Source organism: Rhodoglobus aureus (assembly GCF_039527955.1).
Taxonomy (GTDB): domain Bacteria; phylum Actinomycetota; class Actinomycetes; order Actinomycetales; family Microbacteriaceae; genus Rhodoglobus; species Rhodoglobus aureus.
In genome coordinates this window covers 1-19,364 of record NZ_BAAAKW010000031.1, presented here as the reverse complement: position 1 = coordinate 19,364, position 19,364 = coordinate 1, and the positions used below count along the sequence as shown (strand labels likewise).

The 19,364-nt window shown below is 61.1% G+C and carries 16 protein-coding genes and 2 pseudogenes; 6 read left to right on the top strand and 12 right to left on the bottom strand.

Annotation, left to right across the window (positions count from 1 at the left end; all coding sequences use genetic code 11):
- Positions 1-19: 19 nt before the first annotated feature.
- The gene (locus ABD112_RS09115) at positions 20-1,051 is read left to right on the top strand and encodes an NADPH:quinone reductase (protein ID WP_343925192.1); all 1,032 of its coding nucleotides are present in this window, start codon (positions 20-22) and stop codon (positions 1,049-1,051) included.
- Here the strand turns inward: ABD112_RS09115 and ABD112_RS09110 are convergent.
- The 5 genes from ABD112_RS09110 to ABD112_RS09090 all read right to left on the bottom strand — a co-directional run bounded on the left by ABD112_RS09110 (position 1,038) and on the right by ABD112_RS09090 (position 8,569).
- A complete protein-coding gene (locus ABD112_RS09110) occupies positions 1,038-2,624 on the bottom strand; it encodes a hypothetical protein (protein ID WP_343925191.1) in 1,587 nt (528 codons plus the stop codon). The two genes, ABD112_RS09115 and ABD112_RS09110, sit on opposite strands and share 14 nt — an antisense overlap.
- A gap of 75 nt (positions 2,625-2,699) precedes the next feature.
- Positions 2,700-4,661 (bottom strand): alpha-amylase family glycosyl hydrolase, encoded by a 1,962-nt coding sequence (locus tag ABD112_RS09105; RefSeq protein WP_343925190.1) that lies wholly within the window; start codon positions 4,659-4,661, stop codon positions 2,700-2,702.
- Complete coding sequence (locus ABD112_RS09100; protein WP_343925189.1) at positions 4,661-5,572, bottom strand: sugar ABC transporter permease; 912 nt, start codon at positions 5,570-5,572, stop codon at positions 4,661-4,663. The genes ABD112_RS09105 and ABD112_RS09100 overlap by 1 nt, the downstream gene beginning before the upstream one ends.
- 1 nt (position 5,573) lies before the next feature.
- Complete coding sequence (locus ABD112_RS09095) at positions 5,574-7,187, bottom strand: ABC transporter permease subunit (protein ID WP_343925188.1); 1,614 nt, start codon at positions 7,185-7,187, stop codon at positions 5,574-5,576.
- A gap of 149 nt (positions 7,188-7,336) precedes the next feature.
- Positions 7,337-8,569 carry a sugar ABC transporter substrate-binding protein gene (locus ABD112_RS09090; RefSeq protein ID WP_343925186.1) on the bottom strand — a complete coding sequence of 411 codons (1,233 nt, stop codon included), beginning with the start codon at positions 8,567-8,569 and terminating at the stop codon, positions 7,337-7,339.
- A 177-nt stretch (positions 8,570-8,746) separates the two neighbouring features.
- On the opposite strand from ABD112_RS09090, the gene ABD112_RS09085 reads away from it, so the two are divergent.
- Entirely contained in the window at positions 8,747-10,447 is a 1,701-nt protein-coding gene (locus ABD112_RS09085; RefSeq protein ID WP_343925184.1) for a glycoside hydrolase family 13 protein, read from the top strand.
- 99 nt (positions 10,448-10,546) lie between these two features.
- Positions 10,547-11,563: a LacI family DNA-binding transcriptional regulator gene (locus tag ABD112_RS09080; protein WP_343925248.1), complete on the top strand. Its 1,017-nt coding sequence runs from the start codon at positions 10,547-10,549 to the stop codon at positions 11,561-11,563.
- Between the two features lie 56 nt (positions 11,564-11,619).
- On the opposite strand, the gene ABD112_RS09075 is transcribed toward ABD112_RS09080, so the two are convergent.
- Positions 11,620-12,225: a TetR family transcriptional regulator gene (locus ABD112_RS09075; protein ID WP_343925182.1), complete on the bottom strand. Its 606-nt coding sequence runs from the start codon at positions 12,223-12,225 to the stop codon at positions 11,620-11,622.
- Between the two features lie 106 nt (positions 12,226-12,331).
- On the opposite strand from ABD112_RS09075, the gene ABD112_RS09070 reads away from it, so the two are divergent.
- Positions 12,332-13,036, top strand: a complete 705-nt coding sequence (locus ABD112_RS09070) for a type 1 glutamine amidotransferase domain-containing protein (protein WP_343925180.1) — start codon at positions 12,332-12,334, stop codon at positions 13,034-13,036.
- A gap of 51 nt (positions 13,037-13,087) precedes the next feature.
- The gene (locus ABD112_RS09065; protein ID WP_343925178.1) at positions 13,088-14,092 is read left to right on the top strand and encodes an NADP-dependent oxidoreductase; all 1,005 of its coding nucleotides are present in this window, start codon (positions 13,088-13,090) and stop codon (positions 14,090-14,092) included.
- Between the two features lie 89 nt (positions 14,093-14,181).
- Here ABD112_RS09065 and heR read toward each other — a convergent pair whose 3' ends face one another.
- The 6 genes and pseudogenes from heR to ABD112_RS09035 form a co-directional block, all read right to left on the bottom strand.
- Complete coding sequence (gene heR, locus ABD112_RS09060) at positions 14,182-14,985, bottom strand: heliorhodopsin HeR (protein ID WP_343925176.1); 804 nt, start codon at positions 14,983-14,985, stop codon at positions 14,182-14,184.
- A 62-nt stretch (positions 14,986-15,047) separates the two neighbouring features.
- Positions 15,048-16,328, bottom strand: a complete 1,281-nt coding sequence (locus ABD112_RS09055; protein WP_343925174.1) for an ROK family protein — start codon at positions 16,326-16,328, stop codon at positions 15,048-15,050.
- Between the two features lie 28 nt (positions 16,329-16,356).
- A pseudogene (locus tag ABD112_RS09050) lies at positions 16,357-16,852 on the bottom strand (sugar phosphate isomerase/epimerase family protein); the annotation flags it as partial.
- Between the two features lie 80 nt (positions 16,853-16,932).
- Positions 16,933-17,280, bottom strand: coding sequence for a LysR family transcriptional regulator (locus ABD112_RS09045; RefSeq protein ID WP_343925172.1), 348 nt, complete (start codon positions 17,278-17,280; stop codon positions 16,933-16,935).
- Positions 17,281-17,345: 65 nt separating this feature from the next.
- Positions 17,346-17,912: a GNAT family N-acetyltransferase gene (locus ABD112_RS09040; protein WP_343925170.1), complete on the bottom strand. Its 567-nt coding sequence runs from the start codon at positions 17,910-17,912 to the stop codon at positions 17,346-17,348.
- Between the two features lie 196 nt (positions 17,913-18,108).
- The gene (locus ABD112_RS09035; protein ID WP_343925168.1) at positions 18,109-18,504 is read right to left on the bottom strand and encodes a hypothetical protein; all 396 of its coding nucleotides are present in this window, start codon (positions 18,502-18,504) and stop codon (positions 18,109-18,111) included.
- Positions 18,505-18,558: 54 nt separating this feature from the next.
- On the opposite strand from ABD112_RS09035, the pseudogene ABD112_RS09030 reads away from it, so the two are divergent.
- Positions 18,559-19,262 (top strand): annotated as a pseudogene (locus ABD112_RS09030) (IS3 family transposase); the annotation flags it as partial.
- Positions 19,263-19,364 lie beyond the last annotated feature (102 nt).

Genomic DNA, 19,364 nt, shown 5'->3' with positions numbered 1-19,364 from the left:
CAGTCATGTTGGCTTTGTCATGAAAGCAATTGTCTACCGCGAGACCGGTGACCCCTCCGTACTTCAGCTCGTTGATCGGCCGGTGCTCGAACCCGGGCCCGACGAGGTGCGTGTGCGGATCGTGGTGAGCGGTGTGAATCCCACTGACTGGAAGTCGCGCCGGGGTGCGGCCCCCGGCCAGGCGTTGCCCTTCGATGACGTCGTGCCCGGCCAAGACGGCGCCGGTATCGTCGAGGCGATCGGCTCTGACGTGCAGCATGTGAGCGTCGGCGATCGTGTGTGGCTAGCGCTCGCCGCCTATCAACGTGCGAGCAGCGGCACGAGCCAGGAAGCCACCGTGCTTCCGGCAGAACGGGTCTTCGCCCTGCCCGCCAACGCCAGCTTTGACCAAGGCGCGAGCCTCGGTGTTCCCGCGATCACGGCATATCGCGCGCTGACTGTTGCCGAAGACGGGCCAGACCGGCTGCATCCGACCGCTCTGGCCGACAAGGTCGTGCTCGTCGCCGGTGGTGCTGGCGCGGTTGGTCACGCGGCGATCCAACTCGCGCGTTGGGCAGGAGCAACCGTCATCACCACCGTGAGCGGGCCAGCGAAGGCCGCACTCGCGACGGCTGCCGGTGCAGAGCACGTGTTCACCTATACCGACGCCGACATCGTCGAGCAGATTCGACAGATTGCACCCGATGGCGTCGACCTCATCGTCGAAGTCGCCCCGGCGCAAAATTCTGACCTTGACCTCGCCGTCATCCGCAATCGCGGCTCGATTGCCGTCTACGCCAACAACGGCGGCGACCTCGTGACCCTCGACGTTCGCCGCCATTTCGCGCTCAACGTGCGCTACCAGTTCGTGCTGCTCTACACGGTGGGATCGGATGCCATTCGCGCGGCAGCAGAGGCCATCAATGTTGCACTCGACGACGGTGCGCTAGCCGTGGGCGACGAGACCGGATTACCCCTCCACCGTTTCGACCTTGCGCACACTTCGGATGCCCACGCCATGGTCGAAGGCGGAGCGGTCGGCAAGGTGCTGATCGACGTTACGGCCGAGTAATGCTCGCCGGGCTGTAGTCGACGATCTGGAAGCGACCGCAATCGATCGTGGTCGAGGGCAGATCTTCTGCGCCAGGAGGAAGCGTGAAGGCACCGCTCTGGTTGTCAACGATCAGAAATGACACCGCGGACTGAGCGAAATCTGCTCGATCTACGAGCCACGCGTAGTCGCGGAGTGCAAAATCGACCTGAATGAGTTGGGCCGGATCGGCCACATGAGTCTTGACCGCTCGCACGCTCCAGAACTGTCCAGCACCAACCTCGCCCGATTGGTTCACCCAGTCGACCGCACACGCAAGAGAGGGATCTGCCACGGATGCCCGCTCGACCGCTGCCGGGAGTGCGACGACGAACATGACGCCACCAAGCAACGCCGGGATGGCAGCCAGAGCCGCGAGTCGCCGCCACGGCATCGCTGCAAGCTTCGCAGGCCGAGCATCCGCAACAAGAACAACAAGCGCGAGTGCCGGCGCAAAAGCCCACAGCTGCAAGTAGCGCGCTGCTTCGGTGCCCATCAGGATGAACCCTATAGTGGTCGCCATCGGAGCAAACCACGAATACGCCGCCAGAACGGCCGAAGCAATTGCACCCTGACGCAGCGAACGCACCGTCAGCCAAGCGCCAAGCAGGGTCAGCGCAATCACCACAGCAACCGCGAGAACACCGGCCGGGCTCGAGAGTCGCTCGACGAGGAGAGACCAGTAGTAGGCGAACGATCCGCGCGATCGTGTCGGCTGAAAGTAGTTATCGGGGTTCGCTACGATCCACGGCGCCAACGGAATCCGCAGCAAGTATCCGAGCACAGAGCCGCCGATGAGTGCGGCGATGGCCCACACAGGAGCCCGCCCCCACGCGGCTCCAGCGCAAACGACGAGCACAATGACCACGAGCGGGGCGGTGACCCAAGCGAGATAGAGCGGATTGGAGAACACCGACACGGTTGCGACGACGAACATCAGTATCGCGGGCACTCGCTGCGGCGAACTGCTAGCGACAATGCGGCGCGTGAGTCCGACCGTGAGAACCGCGCCGAGGACGGTCGCGGCATAGTAAGTGTTCATTGCGAGCAGCGAGGCAAGTTGCAGGCTGTCGCCGTCACCGTCGCCCTCCGCCAGTGCGAGAAGACACACCGCCACGAAGCCTGCCGTCGCGGCGAGCGCGGCCCGGTTTCCCTTGGCGACAGTGACTGCGGCCACCCGAAAGACGAGATAGAGCCCCACGAAGTTCAGGACTGCGGCAAGAAATTGTGCCTCTTGGATGCCGCGGTCGGTCAGCAAAAGGCCAAGGAACATAAGGATCTCCGGCACGAACAGCACCGCCGACATCGCCCAGTTACTCGCGGTCCCCTCAAGGACCGACCGTGAAAACAGCGGCACAACCATGGAGTCGCCGTCGAGGAACATCAGCTCGCCCCGGCCGGCAGATCCTGCGAGGTACGTCACGACGAACAGCGCAAGACCTAGCGCCCCCAAGAACCAGAGGCTCTCGATACCTAAGCGCCGAAAGATCTCCGTGCGAAGCTGAGTTGCGACTGCGACGAAACGCATTCCACCCTGCTCTCCCTGGCCGCTCACGTTAGCGACAAGCAGAACCTAACACCGGCTCCACCACACTGCGCGAGGTTCGCGCGAAATGTGCAAGGATTCGCGCTACACCGACACCTCGACGCCGGGCAGAGTCCAGATAGCGCACGTGCGGGCGGCCGCGGAGAGCGTGAGCCCGGCGGCAGTGGATGCCAGAGTCGCATCGCCGGCGAGGAACGAGGGGATCGTGACATCCGCCCCGCTCGCAGCAGCGCCGTCGTTCGCCGCCAGACCCGTCGCAGCCAGCGCATTCGGCGGGAGCGTCACGGTCAGCGGCGAGCGCGCGGCCACCACGAGAACCGTGGCATCGACGTCTTCTCGCACAAATACGAGGGCGTCATCGGCGACGTGCAGCCAGCGCAGGCCGCCGTGCGAGAGGGTGGGAACGCTTCGGCGCAGCGCGATCAGTTCGCGATAGAGCTCGAGGGTTGGTGCGACGGTGGAGTCGGTTTCGCTTCCCCACGGGATCGGGGTGCGAGACATTTCGCCGTCGTCGCCGCTGAGACCAAACTCGTCGCCGGCGAACACGACGGGCACACCCGGCAGAGTGACGGAGAGGGCGAGAGCAAGCGGCATGTTTTCCGCGGGCGCATGCGTGCGGAACCGGGCAGTGTCATGAGTGTTGAGCGGGTTCATATTTCCGACACGAATGCGCCACGGGATGTTCGCGGTGAACCGCACCGTCATTTCGGCAAAGTCGCGGGCGCTGTAGTTCGGGATGCCACCAATCGGCTGCCCAAAGAACCACGCCTCAGGGTCAATCGAGCCATCCGCTGTCACATGAGAGGTGTCGCCGGGTTCGGTGAGCCAACCCCAGACCGGGCGCGTGAATGACGGGTACGTCATCGCCCCGTGCCACGCATCGCCCTGCAGATCGCTCGCGGCATCGTTCGTCGATTCGGCGAGCAGGACGGTGTCAGGATTCACGGCCTCCATGGTGCGGCGCGTGATCTGCCGCACTTCCTCGTTGAGATCCTCGGCACCCATGCGACCGGTCATGTTCGCAACATCCACGCGCCAACCGTCAAAGTTGTATGGCGCCTTCAGCCAGTGGGCAACCACCGAGTCATCGCCTTCGATGAAACGGCGACGCAGCTCTGGCGAGTTCCAGTTGAACTTGGGAAGCGTCGGGGTGCCCAACCAGCCCACGTACTCGGTGTGCTCGTCGTTCGTGAAGTAGTAGAAGTCGCCCTCCGCCGCGTCTGGCTTGCCGAGCGCGGCCTGGAACCATTCGTGCGCATCACCCGAATGATTCGTCGTGAGGTCACCGATGACCTTGAGACCGCGAGCGTGAGCCTCCTCCACCAAACGGATCAGCGCATCGCGCCCGCCCAGCAGTTCATCGACATCCACAAAGCTCGAGGCGTCATAGCGATGGTTCGAGCGGGCGGGGAAGACCGGCGTCAGGTACAACATCGTCACGCCGAGCGACAGCAAGTGATCGAGGTGTTCGCGGATGCCATCGAGGTCTCCCCCATAGAACTGTTGCGAACGACCCGGCAGCACAGGGTCGACCGGTTCATCCCACCGAGCAGCAATCGCCCACTCGGGGGTGGGGTGCGCATCCGCCGCGGATGACCGGGCAAAGCGATCGGGGAACACCTGGTACATGACCGTCTCGGCCAACCACTCCGGAGCGGCCGGGGTTGCGAGCAGAGTGAAGTCTTCGGAGTCGAGCGTCTCGATCGAGTGCAGGCCGCTCTGATTGAGCCACTCGACGCGACCGGCATTGCCACCAGCGCCCGCGTGCCCGCCAGCACTCTCGTGCACCAGCAGCCACCGATACCCGTGGTGCGGGTTCGACACCACAATCTCGGCCTGCCACCAATCCCAGCCGGCAGCAGAGCCAGTGAGGCGAGCATCCGTCCAGCGGGGTTCATGGTCGGGATTCTCGCGAACCCGCACTGCCTTCAGCGGGCCATAAGCGACAGGCACGCGAAGGCGAATCGTGACGATGTCGCCGAGCGCGGGGGTCTGCGTAGAGACGTGCAGTGCTGAGCCGTCGTGGTGCGGGAGGAGGGCATCCATTACTTCACACTTCCTGCGGTCAGACCGCCGACAATGTATTTCTGCAGGAACAAGAACAGGGTCATCACGGGGATGGCCGCGAGCACGGCACCGGCGGCGAAGATGCTCCAGTTGCGTGAGAACTCTTGCGAGACGAACTGATACAGCCCTACCGCGAGGGTTTGCTTGTCTGGGTCGATCAGCACGATGCTGGCGATCACGAACTCGCTCGTCGTTCCCACAAATGACAGCAGCCCGACAACCGCCAAGATCGGGGCTACGAGACGCAGGATGATCGTGAAGAAGATGCGCGCATGACCGGCACCGTCAATCTTTGCTGCCTCATCGATGGATGACGGCACCGTGTTGAAGAACCCGTACATCAGGTAGGTGTTCACTCCGAGCGCGCCACCCAGGTAGACCATGATGAGCCCGATCTGACTGTTGAGTCCGATCCCCGGGAAAATTTCGGAGATTCCCGAGAGCAGCAGGAAGATGGCAACTACTGCGAGCAGCTGCGGGAACATCTGAACGAGCAGCAGCGTCAGCAATCCAACGCGACGCCCAATGAAGCGCATGCGGGAAAATGCATACGCCGCGAGGGCGCCCAGGAACACGGTGCCGATTGAGGAGATGCCGCCGATCAGCAGTGTGTTTCCGAACCACGCAGCGTAGGGCTGCTGCGGTCGGTTGAAGAGGTCGACGTAGCTCCCGAAGTTGAAACTCGAGAATAACGAGTTGGCCGTGACGAGGGTGCCGCCCGGGTTTAGCGACGCGCTAAAGACATACAGCAACGGGAATGCCGCGAAGATCGACATGACAATTCCGATGAGATGACGCCAGCCGGTCTCGCGCGCCCACCGTTTGAATGAGCGACGCGGGTGACCGACTACGACGGCATCCGGATCGTGTTCGTGAGTTGTCGTGGTCATCTCAGTTCAGCTCCTCAAGCGACTTGGTGCGACGGAAACTGATAATCGAAATACCCGCCACCAGCAGGAAGATGATGATCGCGAACGCACTGGCGAGCCCGTAGTCGCGGTTGGCGCCAACGAAGGCAACCTTGTATACCATCGAGATGAGGATGTCGGTGGCGCCCACATTCACCCCCGCCGACACATCACGTGGTCCACCATTGGTGAGCATGTAGATGAGGTTGAAGTTGTTGAAGTTGAACGCGAACGACGAGATCAGGAGAGGTGCGACCGAGACAAGCAGCAGGGGCAGCTTCACGAAACGGAAGATCGCCCACGGTTTCGCACCATCCACTGTTGCTGCTTCGGTGAGCTCTTCGGGGATCGCCTGCAGCGCACCCGTCGTCACCAAGAACATGTACGGAAAGCCCAACCACAGGTTAACGAAGAGCACCGACCCCTTGGCCAACCACTCATTCGTCAGCCAGGGGACTTCGGCGCCGCCCAACAGCACTGTATTGATGAAACCGAACTCTTGGTTCATCATTCCGGCCCACACGAGCGCCGAGAGGAAGCCGGGGAAGGCGTAGGGCAGGATCATGATGATGCGGTAGTACTTGCGGCTCTTCATGCGTTTGTCGTTGAAGACGATCGCCAAAAACAGTCCAAGCGCGAAGGTCGTGAACACCGACAGGAACGCGAATGCGAAGGTCCAGATGGTGACGCTGATTAGCGGGCCACGGATGGATTCCACAGTGAATGCGCGAACGAAGTTGTCGAGCCCGACCTCAATTTTCCATCCCGGCAGCAGCTCTTGGCCTCCATCTGAGGTGAACGCACCTGTGCCGATATCGGAGTAGGTGATGCCGGAGTTCTTGTCACGCATCGTGCCGGCATCTTCGTCGTAATCGAGCGATGAAGTGTAGAGGAAGGCACTCGAGCCGTCAGGCGTGCGCAGCATCCCGTCGTTGGGGTCATCGGTGAGGGGAACGCTGATCGCAGCAATTGCACTTTGGCGGCCGAGGATGTCTTGAAAGCCGAGACTTGTGTAGCCGTCGAGACCCACCGCAATGCCGCCTTCGAGGCGGGCGTTGGTCACGTCCTCAAGGGGACGCTCGTTGCCTCCGATGCTCACACTGCCGTCTGGTTCGGTGACGAGGAAGGAAAGCTCTCCGAGTTGTTCGAGCACCGTTAGCCGGTAGTTTGGCGAATCCGCGACCCTGTTCTGCGACGACAACAGCAACGAGTTGACCGCATCCGCTTTCGTCGAGTTGTGGCCGGTCCCGTAGTTGGTGAAGGCAATGTAGCCCGAGTAGAGCAACACAAAGATTTGGAAGATGGCCAAGAAGATCAGTCCCGGCGCCAGATACTTGGCCGGGAGCTTGCCGCGGGAGAAGTAGATCCAGTTGACGATCAGGGTGACCAGAACGACGAGACCGGCAATAAGCCAGTCCTGGCCGCGAACGAGCACGAACAACGCAAAGATCGCGATCGCGTCAACGACACCGAGGGCCAAGATCTTGATGGCGACCAGCTTCCACCCGCCCGCTGCGGCATCCGCAATTCGGGTCGCACGCTTGGCGCGGGCGGACTGCCGAATGGGGCCAGGATCAGTCGCGGGGGGTGTTGTCACAGGGATTCTCCGTTGAAGTCGTGCGGTTCATTCAGGCGCTGCGTGTCGTCAACAGCGGGCGGGGTGGGCTGCAATTCGTGACCGCAGCACCCGAGTTGCTAAAGGGGGATGAAGTGGCCGCCCGCTTGCAGACGGGCGGCCACTGTGCGCTATCCAGCGATAGCGGTCTGAATGTCGCCTGACATCTTCTGCCAGAGCGTCGCGGGGTCGCCACCGTTGATGATGGCGGCTTCAGTTACGCCCCAGAACTCCCACACGGCTCCCATTGCCGGGATCGAGGGCATGGGGACTGCGTTTTCACCGACGGCGCCGAATCCGGCAACGATCGGGTCTGCGCTTGCTGCTTCGAAGGATGCCGTGAGCGCTGGAGCGCGTCCGCCAACCTCAAACAGCGCGGTCTGCACATCTTCGCTACCCATGTAGTTCACGATGAACTCGTTAGCTGCAAGAGCGTTTTCGCTCTTGGAGCTCACGAAGAAGCCCTGCACACCCACGAACGGCTGCGCATCTTCACCACCAGCGGAGGGGATCGGTTCGATTGCTACGTCGATGCCTGCTTCGACTGCTGCGGGCACGTTCCACGGCCCGGTCAGGTAGAAGGGCGATTCGCCGGCAACGAACTTCTCTTTGGCAAGGTCGCCGGTGATGTTGGTGTTGAGTACTCCTGCTGCACCCTGCTTTGCGAGCCAGGCCGCGAAGTCCTCGCCACCGGCGTTGCCGATTTCGAGTGCCTCAGAGTCGTAGCTTCCGTCAGCGGCGGTGCCGAAAACGGGGGCACCGAACGAGGTCTGAAAGGGGTAAAGGTGGTACGGGTCGGCCGCTTCAGGGTCGAGTCCGACCAGGAACGGGTACTCGGTTCCTGCAGCCTCGCCCATGGTGATCATCTCGTCGAAGGTCGCCGGAGTGCTAGCCGCGAGGGCCGTGTTGCGCACGAGTGCGATGTTCTCGATCGAGTACGGAACGCCGTAAACCTGTCCGTCGTAGCTCATTGCGGTGATTGCTACGTCTTGGAAGGCATCCGACTTGTCGCCGAGCTCGACGGGCGCAACGACGCCGTTGGTCACGAACGTACCGAGCCAGTCGTGGGCACCGATCACGATGTCGGGGCCCTTGCCTGTTGGTGCTTGGGCGATGAACTGGTCACGAATGTCACCGAATTCTTTTTGGACGAGCTTGACCTCTACGCCGGTCTCGGCGGTGAAGTCTGCTGCGGCGTCTTTCAGAACACTGGCACGGTCTGCATCGACCCAAACAGTGAGCGAGCCGCCGTTACCGGAGCCATTATTTGCTGTGTCGGATGCTGCTGTGCATCCGGATAGCGCCAGCGATGCAGTAACTGCAAGCGCGCCTGCGGCCCACAGTCCTTTGTTGTTCACCCTCATTGGTGCTGCCTTTCGTCAGTGAAAGCATTGCAAACTGCAGGCGCTTCCATGTATACCTCTTAGTAGGGCGCTTCGGCAAGTGTTCGTTACCGAATTGCAGGACTCTTCAAGGAGAAATGAGAACGACGTATGTGCAAGCGCTTAGATATTCTGGAAGAAAGCGATACTGTAGCGGCTATGACTAGCGTTCTCCTGAACAGCCAATGGTGGCGTTCCGCCGTGATTTATCAGATCTATCCGCGGTCGTTTGCCGACGCTAACGGTGATGGAATGGGCGATCTGCGCGGCATTCGTGACCGACTCCCCGCTCTGGCCGAACTCGGCATCGATGCGGTTTGGCTCTCGCCTTTTTACACTTCTCCGCAGCGGGATGCCGGCTATGACGTCGCCGACTATTGCGATGTCGACCCGCTTTTCGGCACGCTTGACGACTTCGATTCGATGACGGCGCGCGCGCATGAACTCGACCTCCGCGTGATCGTCGACCTCGTTCCCAACCACTCCTCAAGCGATCATCGCTGGTTCCAAGAAGCCCTTGCAGCGGCACCCGGCAGCGACGAACGTGCCCGCTACATTTTCCGCGACGGGGGCGGTGAGAACGGCGAACTACCGCCCAACAACTGGGATTCCGTCTTTGGCGGCAAAGCCTGGACTCGCACCGAAAACCCTGACGGCACCCCCGGCCAGTGGTACCTTCACCTGTTCGACAGCACCCAGCCCGATCTCGATTGGAACAGCGCCTGGGTTCGTCGCCAATTCGAAGACGTACTTCGCTTCTGGCTCGACCGTGGCGTCGACGGATTCCGAGTGGATGTCGCCCACGGCATGATCAAAGCCGACGGCCTCCCCGACTGGACTCCTCCGGTCGCAGGCGGCAGCATGGGCGGAGCCGGCACCGCTGCCGACGCCGACATTGCGGCCGACGACCTCGCAGCATCCCGAGCACCGTTCTGGGCTCAGGATGGTGTGCACGAGATCTATCGAGAGTGGCGCGAGATCCTGAATAGCTACGCGGGCGAGCGCATTCTTGCTGCCGAGGCGTGGGTTGACCCCCTTACCGACATGGCCAACTGGGTGCGCCCGGATGAAATGCACCAGGCCTTCAACTTTCCGTATCTCGAAACTCCGTGGGCTGCCGAACCGTTGCGCGCAGTCATCGATGCGTCGATCAGTGCTTTTTCTGCCGTTGACGCGCCCAGCACGTGGGTGCTCTCGAACCACGATGTTGTGCGCCATGCCTCACGGCTGGCGCTCACGGCAGCGAACCCGCAGGGGCACGGCATTGGCCCAAACTCTGCCGGTCTTCCGATTCCCGAGTTGGGGCTGCGTCGAGCCCGTGCCGCCACGGCACTCATGCTCGCCCTCCCCGGCAGCGCTTACATCTATCAGGGCGAAGAGCTTGGTCTGCCAGAAGTAATCGATCTGCCCGATGAGGCCCGCGAAGACCCCACCTGGTTCCGCACCAACGGCGAGCGTTACGGTCGAGACGGATGCCGCGTGCCGATCCCCTGGGAGTCCGACTCCCCCGCCTACGGCTTCGGGCCCTCGGATGCCACGTGGTTGCCGCAACCCGCAGACTGGGCACCTCTCGCCCGCGATGCGCAGCGCAACGTCCGCAATTCGACGCTCACGATGTACACGCGAGCGCTCGCGCTTCGCCGTGCCCACGAACTCGGCACCGGCGAGCTTGAATGGCTCGACGCCGGTACCGGCACTGGCGCCAACAAGGTGCTCGCCCTGCGCAATGGTGACGTACTCGTCTACGCCAACACGGGTGACATCGCCGTGCCCCTGCCTGCCGGCGAGGTGCTGCTTTCTAGCGGCGCACTCGGCGGCGAAGAACTGCCCGCGGACACGACAGTGTGGCTGCGAGCCTAGACCAGCACCCCCGGCGGGGTGCTGGTCGATAGAATTGTCAACGGCGCGCTTACTGTCGGTCGCCATCCATTCTCGTCAGCATCCAACGAAGGGCAACTGATGGTGAGCATCGAAGACGTTGCCCAGCGCGCTGGCGTATCAACGGCAACGGTGTCGCGCGCGCTCAGTGGCAATGGCCCCGTTTCGGCCGCCGCCCGCGAGAAGGTTGCGGATGCCGCTACCGCGCTTGGTTATGTCGTCTCGTCGAGCGCATCGAGCTTGGCTTCGGGGCGCACCAAAAACGTTGGGCTCATCGTGCCCTATTTGGCACGCTGGTTTTTCATCTCGGCGGTGGAAGGTGCCCAGCAGGCGTTGATGCGGCATGGCTACGACGTGACCCTCTACAACCTGTCTGGTGGCGGCGGCGAGCGCGACAGCGTGTTTGATGTGTTCCTCCAGCGACAGCGCATCGACGGCATCATCGCCATCTCGCTTGAGCTCTCGCCAGTCGAAGTTGCCAGCTTGCACGCTCTCGGCAAACCCGTTGTTGGTGTGGGCGGGCCCATCGAGGGTGTGCGTACGTTGACCGTGGATGATGTGGCGATTTCTCGTCTCGCCACTGAACACTTATTGGCGCTGGGCCATGAGCGCATTGCTCACGTGGGTGGTTCAGAGACGTATGACCTCGACTTTCACATTCCCACCAACCGTCGCGTTGGTTACGAACTTGCCCTTCGCGAGGCTGGGATCGAACCCCGCCCCGAATACTTTACGAGCGCTGATTTCACGATCGAGGGTGGTTATCACGCTGCCAAACAGCTTCTCGGAAACCCGCGCAGTCGCCCCACCGCCATTTTTGCTGCCGCGGACGAGATGGCCATCGGCTGCATTCTGGCCGCGCGCGATCTGGGGTTGGTTGTGCCTCGCGACGTTTCCATCATTGGAATCGACGGCCATGAGCTCTCTGAGTTTTTCGGACTCACCACCATCGCCCAGTACCCGCGAGCGCAGGGCGAGCACGCGGTCGATATTCTCATGAATGAGCTGAGGCCCGGCAAGCACGCGGAAGTGCCCGGCAACATCCCGCTCGGTTACGACCTCATCGTGCGCTCGAGCACATCGCGGCCGACGGGCTAAGCAGCGCTTACGCTCGAGTCGTAGCCCGAAGCAGCCGCCGTCGTCAGCGGCGCGCTCTAGCCGCGCGGCTCAACGAGGCGACGCGCAACTTCGCGTACGGAATCACAGCGGGCTTTCTCGCTTCCGGCGAACTCAGCGCATCCGATGCTCCGCAGTTCGGCGGGCGCACGCTCCCAGTTGCTGGCCACCGCGAGCAGCATGGCGAGCAGCTCTTCGGGCTTCCAGGAGCCATCGACGACACCACGATCTTGGGCTTCGCGGATGACGTCGAGCTTGTGGCGGTAGCCCTCAACTCGCCCCTCAGAGAAGGTGCCGAGGGTTTCGGCGTCGTGCAGCCACGCCCACATGGTGACGCGCTGAGCGCTCTGGTCGTTCACGAAGTAGTTGTGTAGTCGCACGGTGTATTCGACGAGGTCTGCGTCGATGGGCACCGCCTGGGCGAGTCGGTCGAGGCCGATCTGCATGACATGGTCAAAGAGCGCATCCTTGTCGCCGAACCAGGCGTAGATGCGTTCCTTGCTCGCTTTTGCTGTTTCTGCGATGCGATTGATGCGCGCACCGGCGACACCGTACTCGGCGAATTCGGCCGCTGCGGCCTCTAGTACGCGCTGTTTTGTTTCGCGGCCACGGAGTTGATCACGCGGCATTTCTGTCGAAACCACCAAACACCTCCAAATCGAACCGGATGGTTTGACTTAGCTTACACGCCGACGTACTGTCGAACCAATTGGTTTGGTAAGAAGCCAAACGGTTTCGTAAGGAGTTGGCATGACAAAAGTACTAATGGTTCTCTCGGCTGCATCACACTGGACACTCGCCGACGGCACACAGCACCCCACCGGTGTCTGGGCCGGAGAATTCCTCGAGCCGTACCGCATCTTCACTGAAGCCGGCTGGAAGATTCAGGTCGCCAGCCCCGCAGGTGTCGCCCCCACTTTTGACGTCGTGAGCCTCAGCGAAGGCGGCGTAGGTTCAGCCGAGCGTCTCTCTGACTTTGAAGCACGCATCGCTGGTCTGCAGAATGTCCTGAAGAACCCGCTTCGTTTGGATGCCGTCAACGCCGGTGACTACGACGTGATCTTCTACCCCGGCGGCCACGGCCCCATGGAAGACCTCGCCGTCGACGACGACTCAGGACAACTCATCGTCGAAGCCGTCAAGTCGAACACCACCCTCGGAGTGCTCTGCCACGCCCCCGCAGCTCTCCTCGCCGCGAACGACAAGGCGACCGGCGAATGGGTTCTCAAGGGTCGCAAGATGACCGGGTTCGCGAACAGCGAAGAAGAGCTCAGCGGCTTGGCCGACAAAGCCAAGTGGCTCGTAGAAACTCGCTTGGTCGAACTAGGCGCGGACTACTCCAAGGCTCCAGAGCCCTTCGCTTCGTACGTCGTAGTCGACGGCCAGCTCTACACCGGACAGAACCCCGCATCATCCGTCGCCGTCGCTGAGCGCATCGTCGTCGACAAGTCATAACGACCACGCGTTTTCCCCTCTTCACCACTCTCAGAATTCAAGGAGATTTACATGAGCACCACCACGAGCACCCAGTGGCAACTCGCCTCACGCCCCACCGGTGAGCCGACGAATGAGAACGTCGTCAAGGTTCAGGTCGAACTACCCGAGTTGGCCGACGGCGACGTTCGCGTGCGCAACTCATTCCTTTCGGTCGATCCCTACATGCGTGGCCGCATGAACGAGGGCCGCTCGTACATTGCTCCCTTCAACCTCAACGAGACCATGGGCGGCGCAGCCGTTGGTGAAGTCATCGAGTCGAACGATGCGTCACTGCCTGTCGGCACCCTTGTGCAGCACCAGCTCGGATGGCGCGACATCGCGCAGGCTCCCGCCGGACAATTCACGGCACTCCCCAACGTTCCTGGCATCTCGCCGTCGCTGTTCCTCAGTGTTCTCGGCATCACCGGAATCACCGCCTGGACTGGCCTCACCCAGATCGCTCACATCAAGGAAGGCGACACCGTCTTCGTTTCTGGTGCAGCCGGTGGAGTCGGCACCATGGTTGGTCAGATCGCTCGCCTCCTCGGCGCAGCACGCGTCGTCGGCAGCGCCGGCACCGACGAGAAGGTCGCACTTCTCACCAGCAAGTACGGTTACGACGCCGCCTTCAACTACAAGAATGGCGACATTGCTGGCCAGCTGGATGTTGCAGCACCCGACGGAATCGACGTCTACTTCGACAACGTGGGTGGCGACCACCTCTCGGCAGCACTCGGAGCGTTCAAGGACGGCGGCCGCGTCGCGGTCTGCGGCGTCATGTCTATGATCAACAGCAAGGATGAGGGCATCAAGAACAGCGCCAACATCGTGACCCGTGGTCTGACCATCAAGGGCTTCACGATGGGCAGCTACTTCCACCTCGCGCCTGAGTTCGGTGCCGCAATGCAGGGGTGGCTTGGCGAAGGCAAGATCGTCTTCGACGAGACCATCGCCGATGGCATCGACAACGCGTTCGCGGCTTTCACCGGCATGATGAACGGCGCAAACATCGGCAAGGCAATCGTTCGCATCTAACGCTCTCCACACACAACCCCGAAACGCACCCCAACAGCTTTGCTCGGGGTGCGTTTCTGCGTTCGCAATGCGTTAGTAGCGCCTCAGCGTCATCCCGTAATTGCCGGGATGATCGCGCCAGAGAACACCTGCCAAGCAAGAGCAGTCTTGGCGACCAAGCTGAGGGTGATGTAGGTGCGCTCACCCTGCAGGTAGCTCTTCCACTTGCCAATCTGCTTGTACTGCAGCCACTGGTTGATCGCGAACGTGTTGAAGAACAGGAACAGCGAAATGACGATGCCGACTACAAAGCCGGGTGCAGCAACCTCGTTTGCGCTTCCGGGGCGCAAGAAGTAGATCAGGATGAGGATCCACGGCACGATGCCCACCATCGAACCAAAGATAAACGGCAGAAGCCCTCCAGAGCCCGGCTGCTCGTATTTTTCCTGCAGAGCACCGAAGAGGATCATTGCAGCGTTCACAGCAAACACTGCAAACAGTGCTGCGATATCGGTTACTCCGTTGATGGCCAAAATGAGCCAGATCATGATGGAGGAACTCAGCGAGTACTCCGTCCAGCGGAAATAGTTGCGGCTCTCGAGAAGGCCAGTCTTGTAGCGACCGAAGAACCATGGGCTCGAAATAAGGAAGTGGAACACGGCACTGAGCGCGAGAAACACAACGACACCGATGCCGATGTTGACTTCAAATACGGTCACGCGCTCAGGAGGGATCGGCGCTCCGGGAGGACCCGCGAGGTAGTCCGCCGTCACCGCAAACAAAACCTGAGAACTGAGCATCGTGAGCACAACCGCAAATCCAATGGCCTGCAGAAGATGCAGACTGCCCGCCACGATGTTGTAAATGCGCAGCCGATCAACCTGCTGCTCCGGAGAATATGTCTTCTTTGACATGGGGCGCTCCCTTTCGACGGTGTGAGTGCCACGCTAGCAGCGCCCCTCAGAGAGCAATAGGGCTAAGCAGGGTGCGTTTCTGCGCCCGGAGTCGGAGAAGTGGATGCCGCAACGGCGGCGTCCACAACGGCGGCTCCCCTAGCTGGCCGCATCGTCGCCGCGGGGTCGGCAATCAAGTGAGAAAACACAAGCTCTGCAGCACCGAGTGTCAGGATCTCATCGCCGAACGTCGCTTTGACGAAGCGCACGGCGAGCCCGGGTTCTTCAAGCGCCGAACGCCGCATCTGTCGGGTGAGGGACTCTTCCGCCACCTCAAGCAGCGACGCCAGAAACCCGCCAAGCACGATGATCTCGGGATTGAAAATGTTGACAACGTTGGCGAGCGCGCGAGCAAGAAAGCTGATCTGGTAGTCAACGATCTCGACGACGGCCCCGTCACCCGCGGCGTAGCGTTCCTTGAGCAGTGCATCCAAGCGATCCGGCTGCGAGAGGTCAAGGCCAAGCGCTTCAAGAAGCGGCTCTTGGCGCACCTCAGTTTCGAGGCATCCGACGGCCCCACAATGGCAGTCAATACCGTTGGTGTTCACGAGAGTGTGGCCGATTTCGCCGGCATACCCCGAGGTGCCGGTCATGAGCGCACCGCCCGTGATCACGCCACCACCGATACCACTGGCACCACCATTGAGGTAGATCAGCTCCTGACCATCAACGCCGGCACCGCGCACCGACTCGGCGATTGCACCGAGGCTTGCATCATTGCCGACATAGACGACATAGCCGGTCGCTTCGCGCATCATGTCGCCGATGGGTTCATCGATCCAGCCCAAATGCGGGGCAAGCGAAAGAACTCCGTCGCTCTCACGCACCAGGGCAGGAGCAGCGATGCCAATGCCCACTGTGCGATAGTTCGAATCGAGTTCGCCCTTCATCCCCGCAATCACTGCTGCCGAGATATTCACCGCTTCGCGCGCACTCAGCACGCGACCGGTGTCGTAGCGAACCTGGCGGATGACGCGGCCACCGAGCCCGACGAGGCCGATCGTTACGGCATCCACCTCCGGGTTCACGGTGATGGCGACAATGTTTTCGCTCGGAACCACAACAGAACTGGGGCGCCCGACCAGGCTTGTTTGGTCGGGGCCAGCCTCAACGACAAGACCGAGTTGCACGAGTTCGGCAACCAGATCGGCGATCGTTGAGCGGTTCAGCCCGGTCTCTCGCGTCATTTGCGCCCGCGAGATTCCCCCGACAGCGTGCACGCGGCCAAGAAGGATGGAGAGATTGCGGCGTCGCACAACGTCAAAGTTGTTCCCTCGGAGCTCAGCTCGCACGTCCGCGTTCACTCGCGTTCCTCTCGACAGTTCAGCATAGTTACTTGGAGCTGAAGGCGGCGTCGAATGCTGCCGCGGGCGGGTCGAATGCGAGGCGGCGAACAAACTCGAGAGCTTCTGGTGCTCCGATGAGTCGATCCATTCCGGCGTCCTCCCATTCCACCGAGATAGGCCCCTCGTAACCGATCTGGTTGAGCATGCGGAAGCTGGGGTTCCAGTTGAGGCCGAACGTCTGGCTGCGGCCAGCGGCTTCGAGGGTGCGCACTGTCGTCCAGTAGTCGAAGGCGATCTCTGAGGGGTGCACTTCATACGCGAATCGCACGCCGACCTCATCGAAAATATCGAGGATCGGGTTCCAACCACCAGAGAAGTCTTGATACCCCGCGTCAATCGTTTCTTTGCTGATGGGCGGGAACATCGCTACGTACTTCCCAATGCTTGAACCAGTGAAGCCGATGACAGCCTTAACTCCAAGCTTGGCTGCGAGTCGCAGCCGTGCTCTTCATTACTTCGGCCGCGCGCTGGCGCACACCCTCGGTGACGGGGAGCCATACGGTGACGTAATTGCCGACCGCGCATCATTAAAAGAGTTCAGGCCTGAGCTGTTCTTCGACGACTACCGTGATTGGCGCCTGCGACCAGGCGTGGACTTACCTTTTACTGCTGGTGCCCGCCCCTTGCCTTTTGACGCCTTCGCTTTGCCACCCGGTTTTGCTACGGACGCTGCGGCAGATTTCGCCGACTTGTCTAGTTGCCGCTCGGCATCGAGAAGAAAGGCTTCGCCCTCGGGCGTGAGCTGGGTCGAACTGGCAGTGGAGTCAAACAGTGCGTACCCCAGCTGCCCCTCGAGGGATCTGACGGCCGCGATAAGGCTCGAGCGCGGAACGCCAAGCGACCGAGCGGCGTGCGCGAAGTGAAGTAGTCGCCCAGCGGCGACGAACTGTTTGAGCAGGGAATGGTCCATTAGCTTCAGGGTAGGCGATCAGACTCAGATGTGCCTACGAGGCGGCCCTCTCGTAAGACCGCGGCTTATTCCCTCAGGTTGCCGGCGACGTATCCAAGTGTGTCGTCATCACGCGTCATCTTTCGAAAGCCCAAACGCTCGGCGAGCACGATCGATGCTGCGTTGGGAGCTTCGATGAGCGCGACCAGCAACTGGATTTTCACCTGATCGAACGCGAAATCCATCATTGCGGAGGCGGCCTCAGCGGCAAAGCCATGACCGTAATGGTCGGGGTGCAAGATCCAGCTGATCTCCGCCGTGCGACTGACGTTGACTACTGAGCGTAAATGCAGCGCCACGTCTCCGATGAGCTCACCATCGCGCTCAATGGCAAGCGCCAAGAAGTCATTCGCCTGACTCAGCACCACTTGCTTAGTGCGTTCCTCTAAGTGGATGCGCGACTGCGCTTCGTCGCGTTGCGGCCAAGACGTGTATGCCAGCACGTCTGGAGATGACTGGATCTCGTACCAGCGCGAAGCATCTTCGAGCCGATGCGGCCGCAGAACGAGGCGCTCGGTACGCAGCGTTGGCGCTCGAACAACCTGCTCAAGGGATGAGCCTCGAAGAAATCGCGGACGGAAGCCTAGTTTCATCGGCTAGTCAGACCCTCCCGCGTTAGGCAAAATCGAGAATTGCGAACCACAAGTTGTGGCCCTTTCATTAAATTCTAGTGGCCTTGAAATCGTTGAGCACTTTTGGAGAACGCCCAATCCCATTCCAGGTTAAGGGCCGCTAGATTCCAGCTCGAACGGCAGCTCCCCTTGCGGAGACTGCGGGTGTCTTACTGCATCACTTTTGGGTTGTTGCGTTTCCACTCGGGAATTCAGGGTTGATAACTCGCGGCGAGTATTGGGTCCCATTCTTGGTCAAAAGAAAATCACGATTGGCGACTTTGATTTCTAACGGCATTTCTGCCCGCTGAACCATCTGGCCGCCATTGTGCATCGTGGACAACTCGATCGATGTGCCACTGTCACGTCCAGAAGAACCCGATTCGAGCATCCGATTGATGCTGTCCGGCACCCGCTGAGCCTCAAGCTGCGTCATAGCTCTGTTCAGTTCGAAAAAGTAGTCGTAGTCTTCGATCCGAGCATCAGATAGCTTCCGTTTCTGCTCCGCGATGAACGCCTCGGCTAACGAGATTGCTACGCGACGTTCATGCGCTTCGACGCCGACCTGCCTCACGGTTTGGTTACCTGTGAGGGTGTGAGGATTGGCTTGCTCTGAGAGGCTTCACTCATGCCACGACCGTTCCCTGCTGGGTTCCGAATGCGTGCTGTTGCGCTCGTTCGGGCTGGCAAACCCATCACGACTGCTGCCGTTGAGCTCGGTGTCAGTGCTGCGGTAATCCATAACTGGGTTCGCCAGGACCAGATCGATCGAGGCGAACGCCCCGGTGTCACCACGCCGGAGAGTATCGAGCTGGCGAAAGCGAGGAAACGGATCCGGCAACTCGAGGAGGAGGTCGAGATTCTCAACGTCGCGGCGAAGCTGCTCGGGGAGGATCGTCCCGGCCCAAAAGGATTCACCCGGTAGTCGATGTTCTCATCGAGGCGGGCTACCGGGCCAAAGTGTGTTGCCGACTCCTAGGCGTCAGCAGCCCCGGCTACTACCGATACAAGAACAGGCCGATCTCCCGGACGCAGATGCGCAGGCAGTGGCTGACCGGATTGATCCGCGAAGTTCACACGGCGTCCCGACAAACCTATGGTTCCAGGCGAGTGCATGCTGAGCTCACCCTCGGTATGGGTGTCCGTGTCAGCGAGCGGCTCGTCGCTGTTCTAATGAGCCAAGCGAGCATTGTCGGGCTGCCGGGGCTGCCGGGGCTGGCGAAAGTGAAGCGGCTGCACGGGGTTGCGACCGCTGATGATCTCGTCCACCGCAAATTCTACCGCCTCTCACCGAATGAGCTTTGGGTGACCGATATCACGGAGCATCCGACGACTTGGATTCCAGTGATCGTTGCAACACCCTGAATGTGAGGGCGTGTGTTGTGGTCGGACGATCGAGGGGTAGAGAGAATGTGCAGTACAAGGCGAAGGAGC

Bases quoted from the DNA above. Each gene is read 5' to 3' on its own strand.
- ABD112_RS09115 (WP_343925192.1), top strand. From the start codon at position 20: ATGAAAGCAATTGTCTACCGCGAGACCGGTGACCCCTCCGTACTTCAG.
- ABD112_RS09105 (WP_343925190.1), bottom strand. From the start codon at position 4,661: ATGGATGCCCTCCTCCCGCACCACGACGGCTCAGCACTGCACGTCTCT.
- ABD112_RS09100 (WP_343925189.1), bottom strand. From the start codon at position 5,572: ATGACCACGACAACTCACGAACACGATCCGGATGCCGTCGTAGTCGGT.
- ABD112_RS09090 (WP_343925186.1), bottom strand. From the start codon at position 8,569: ATGAGGGTGAACAACAAAGGACTGTGGGCCGCAGGCGCGCTTGCAGTT.
- ABD112_RS09085 (WP_343925184.1), top strand. From the start codon at position 8,747: ATGACTAGCGTTCTCCTGAACAGCCAATGGTGGCGTTCCGCCGTGATT.
- ABD112_RS09080 (WP_343925248.1), top strand. From the start codon at position 10,547: ATGGTGAGCATCGAAGACGTTGCCCAGCGCGCTGGCGTATCAACGGCA.
- ABD112_RS09070 (WP_343925180.1), top strand. From the start codon at position 12,332: ATGACAAAAGTACTAATGGTTCTCTCGGCTGCATCACACTGGACACTC.
- ABD112_RS09065 (WP_343925178.1), top strand. From the start codon at position 13,088: ATGAGCACCACCACGAGCACCCAGTGGCAACTCGCCTCACGCCCCACC.
- heR (WP_343925176.1), bottom strand. From the start codon at position 14,985: ATGTCAAAGAAGACATATTCTCCGGAGCAGCAGGTTGATCGGCTGCGC.
- ABD112_RS09045 (WP_343925172.1), bottom strand. From the start codon at position 17,280: ATGGACCATTCCCTGCTCAAACAGTTCGTCGCCGCTGGGCGACTACTT.
- ABD112_RS09040 (WP_343925170.1), bottom strand. From the start codon at position 17,912: ATGAAACTAGGCTTCCGTCCGCGATTTCTTCGAGGCTCATCCCTTGAG.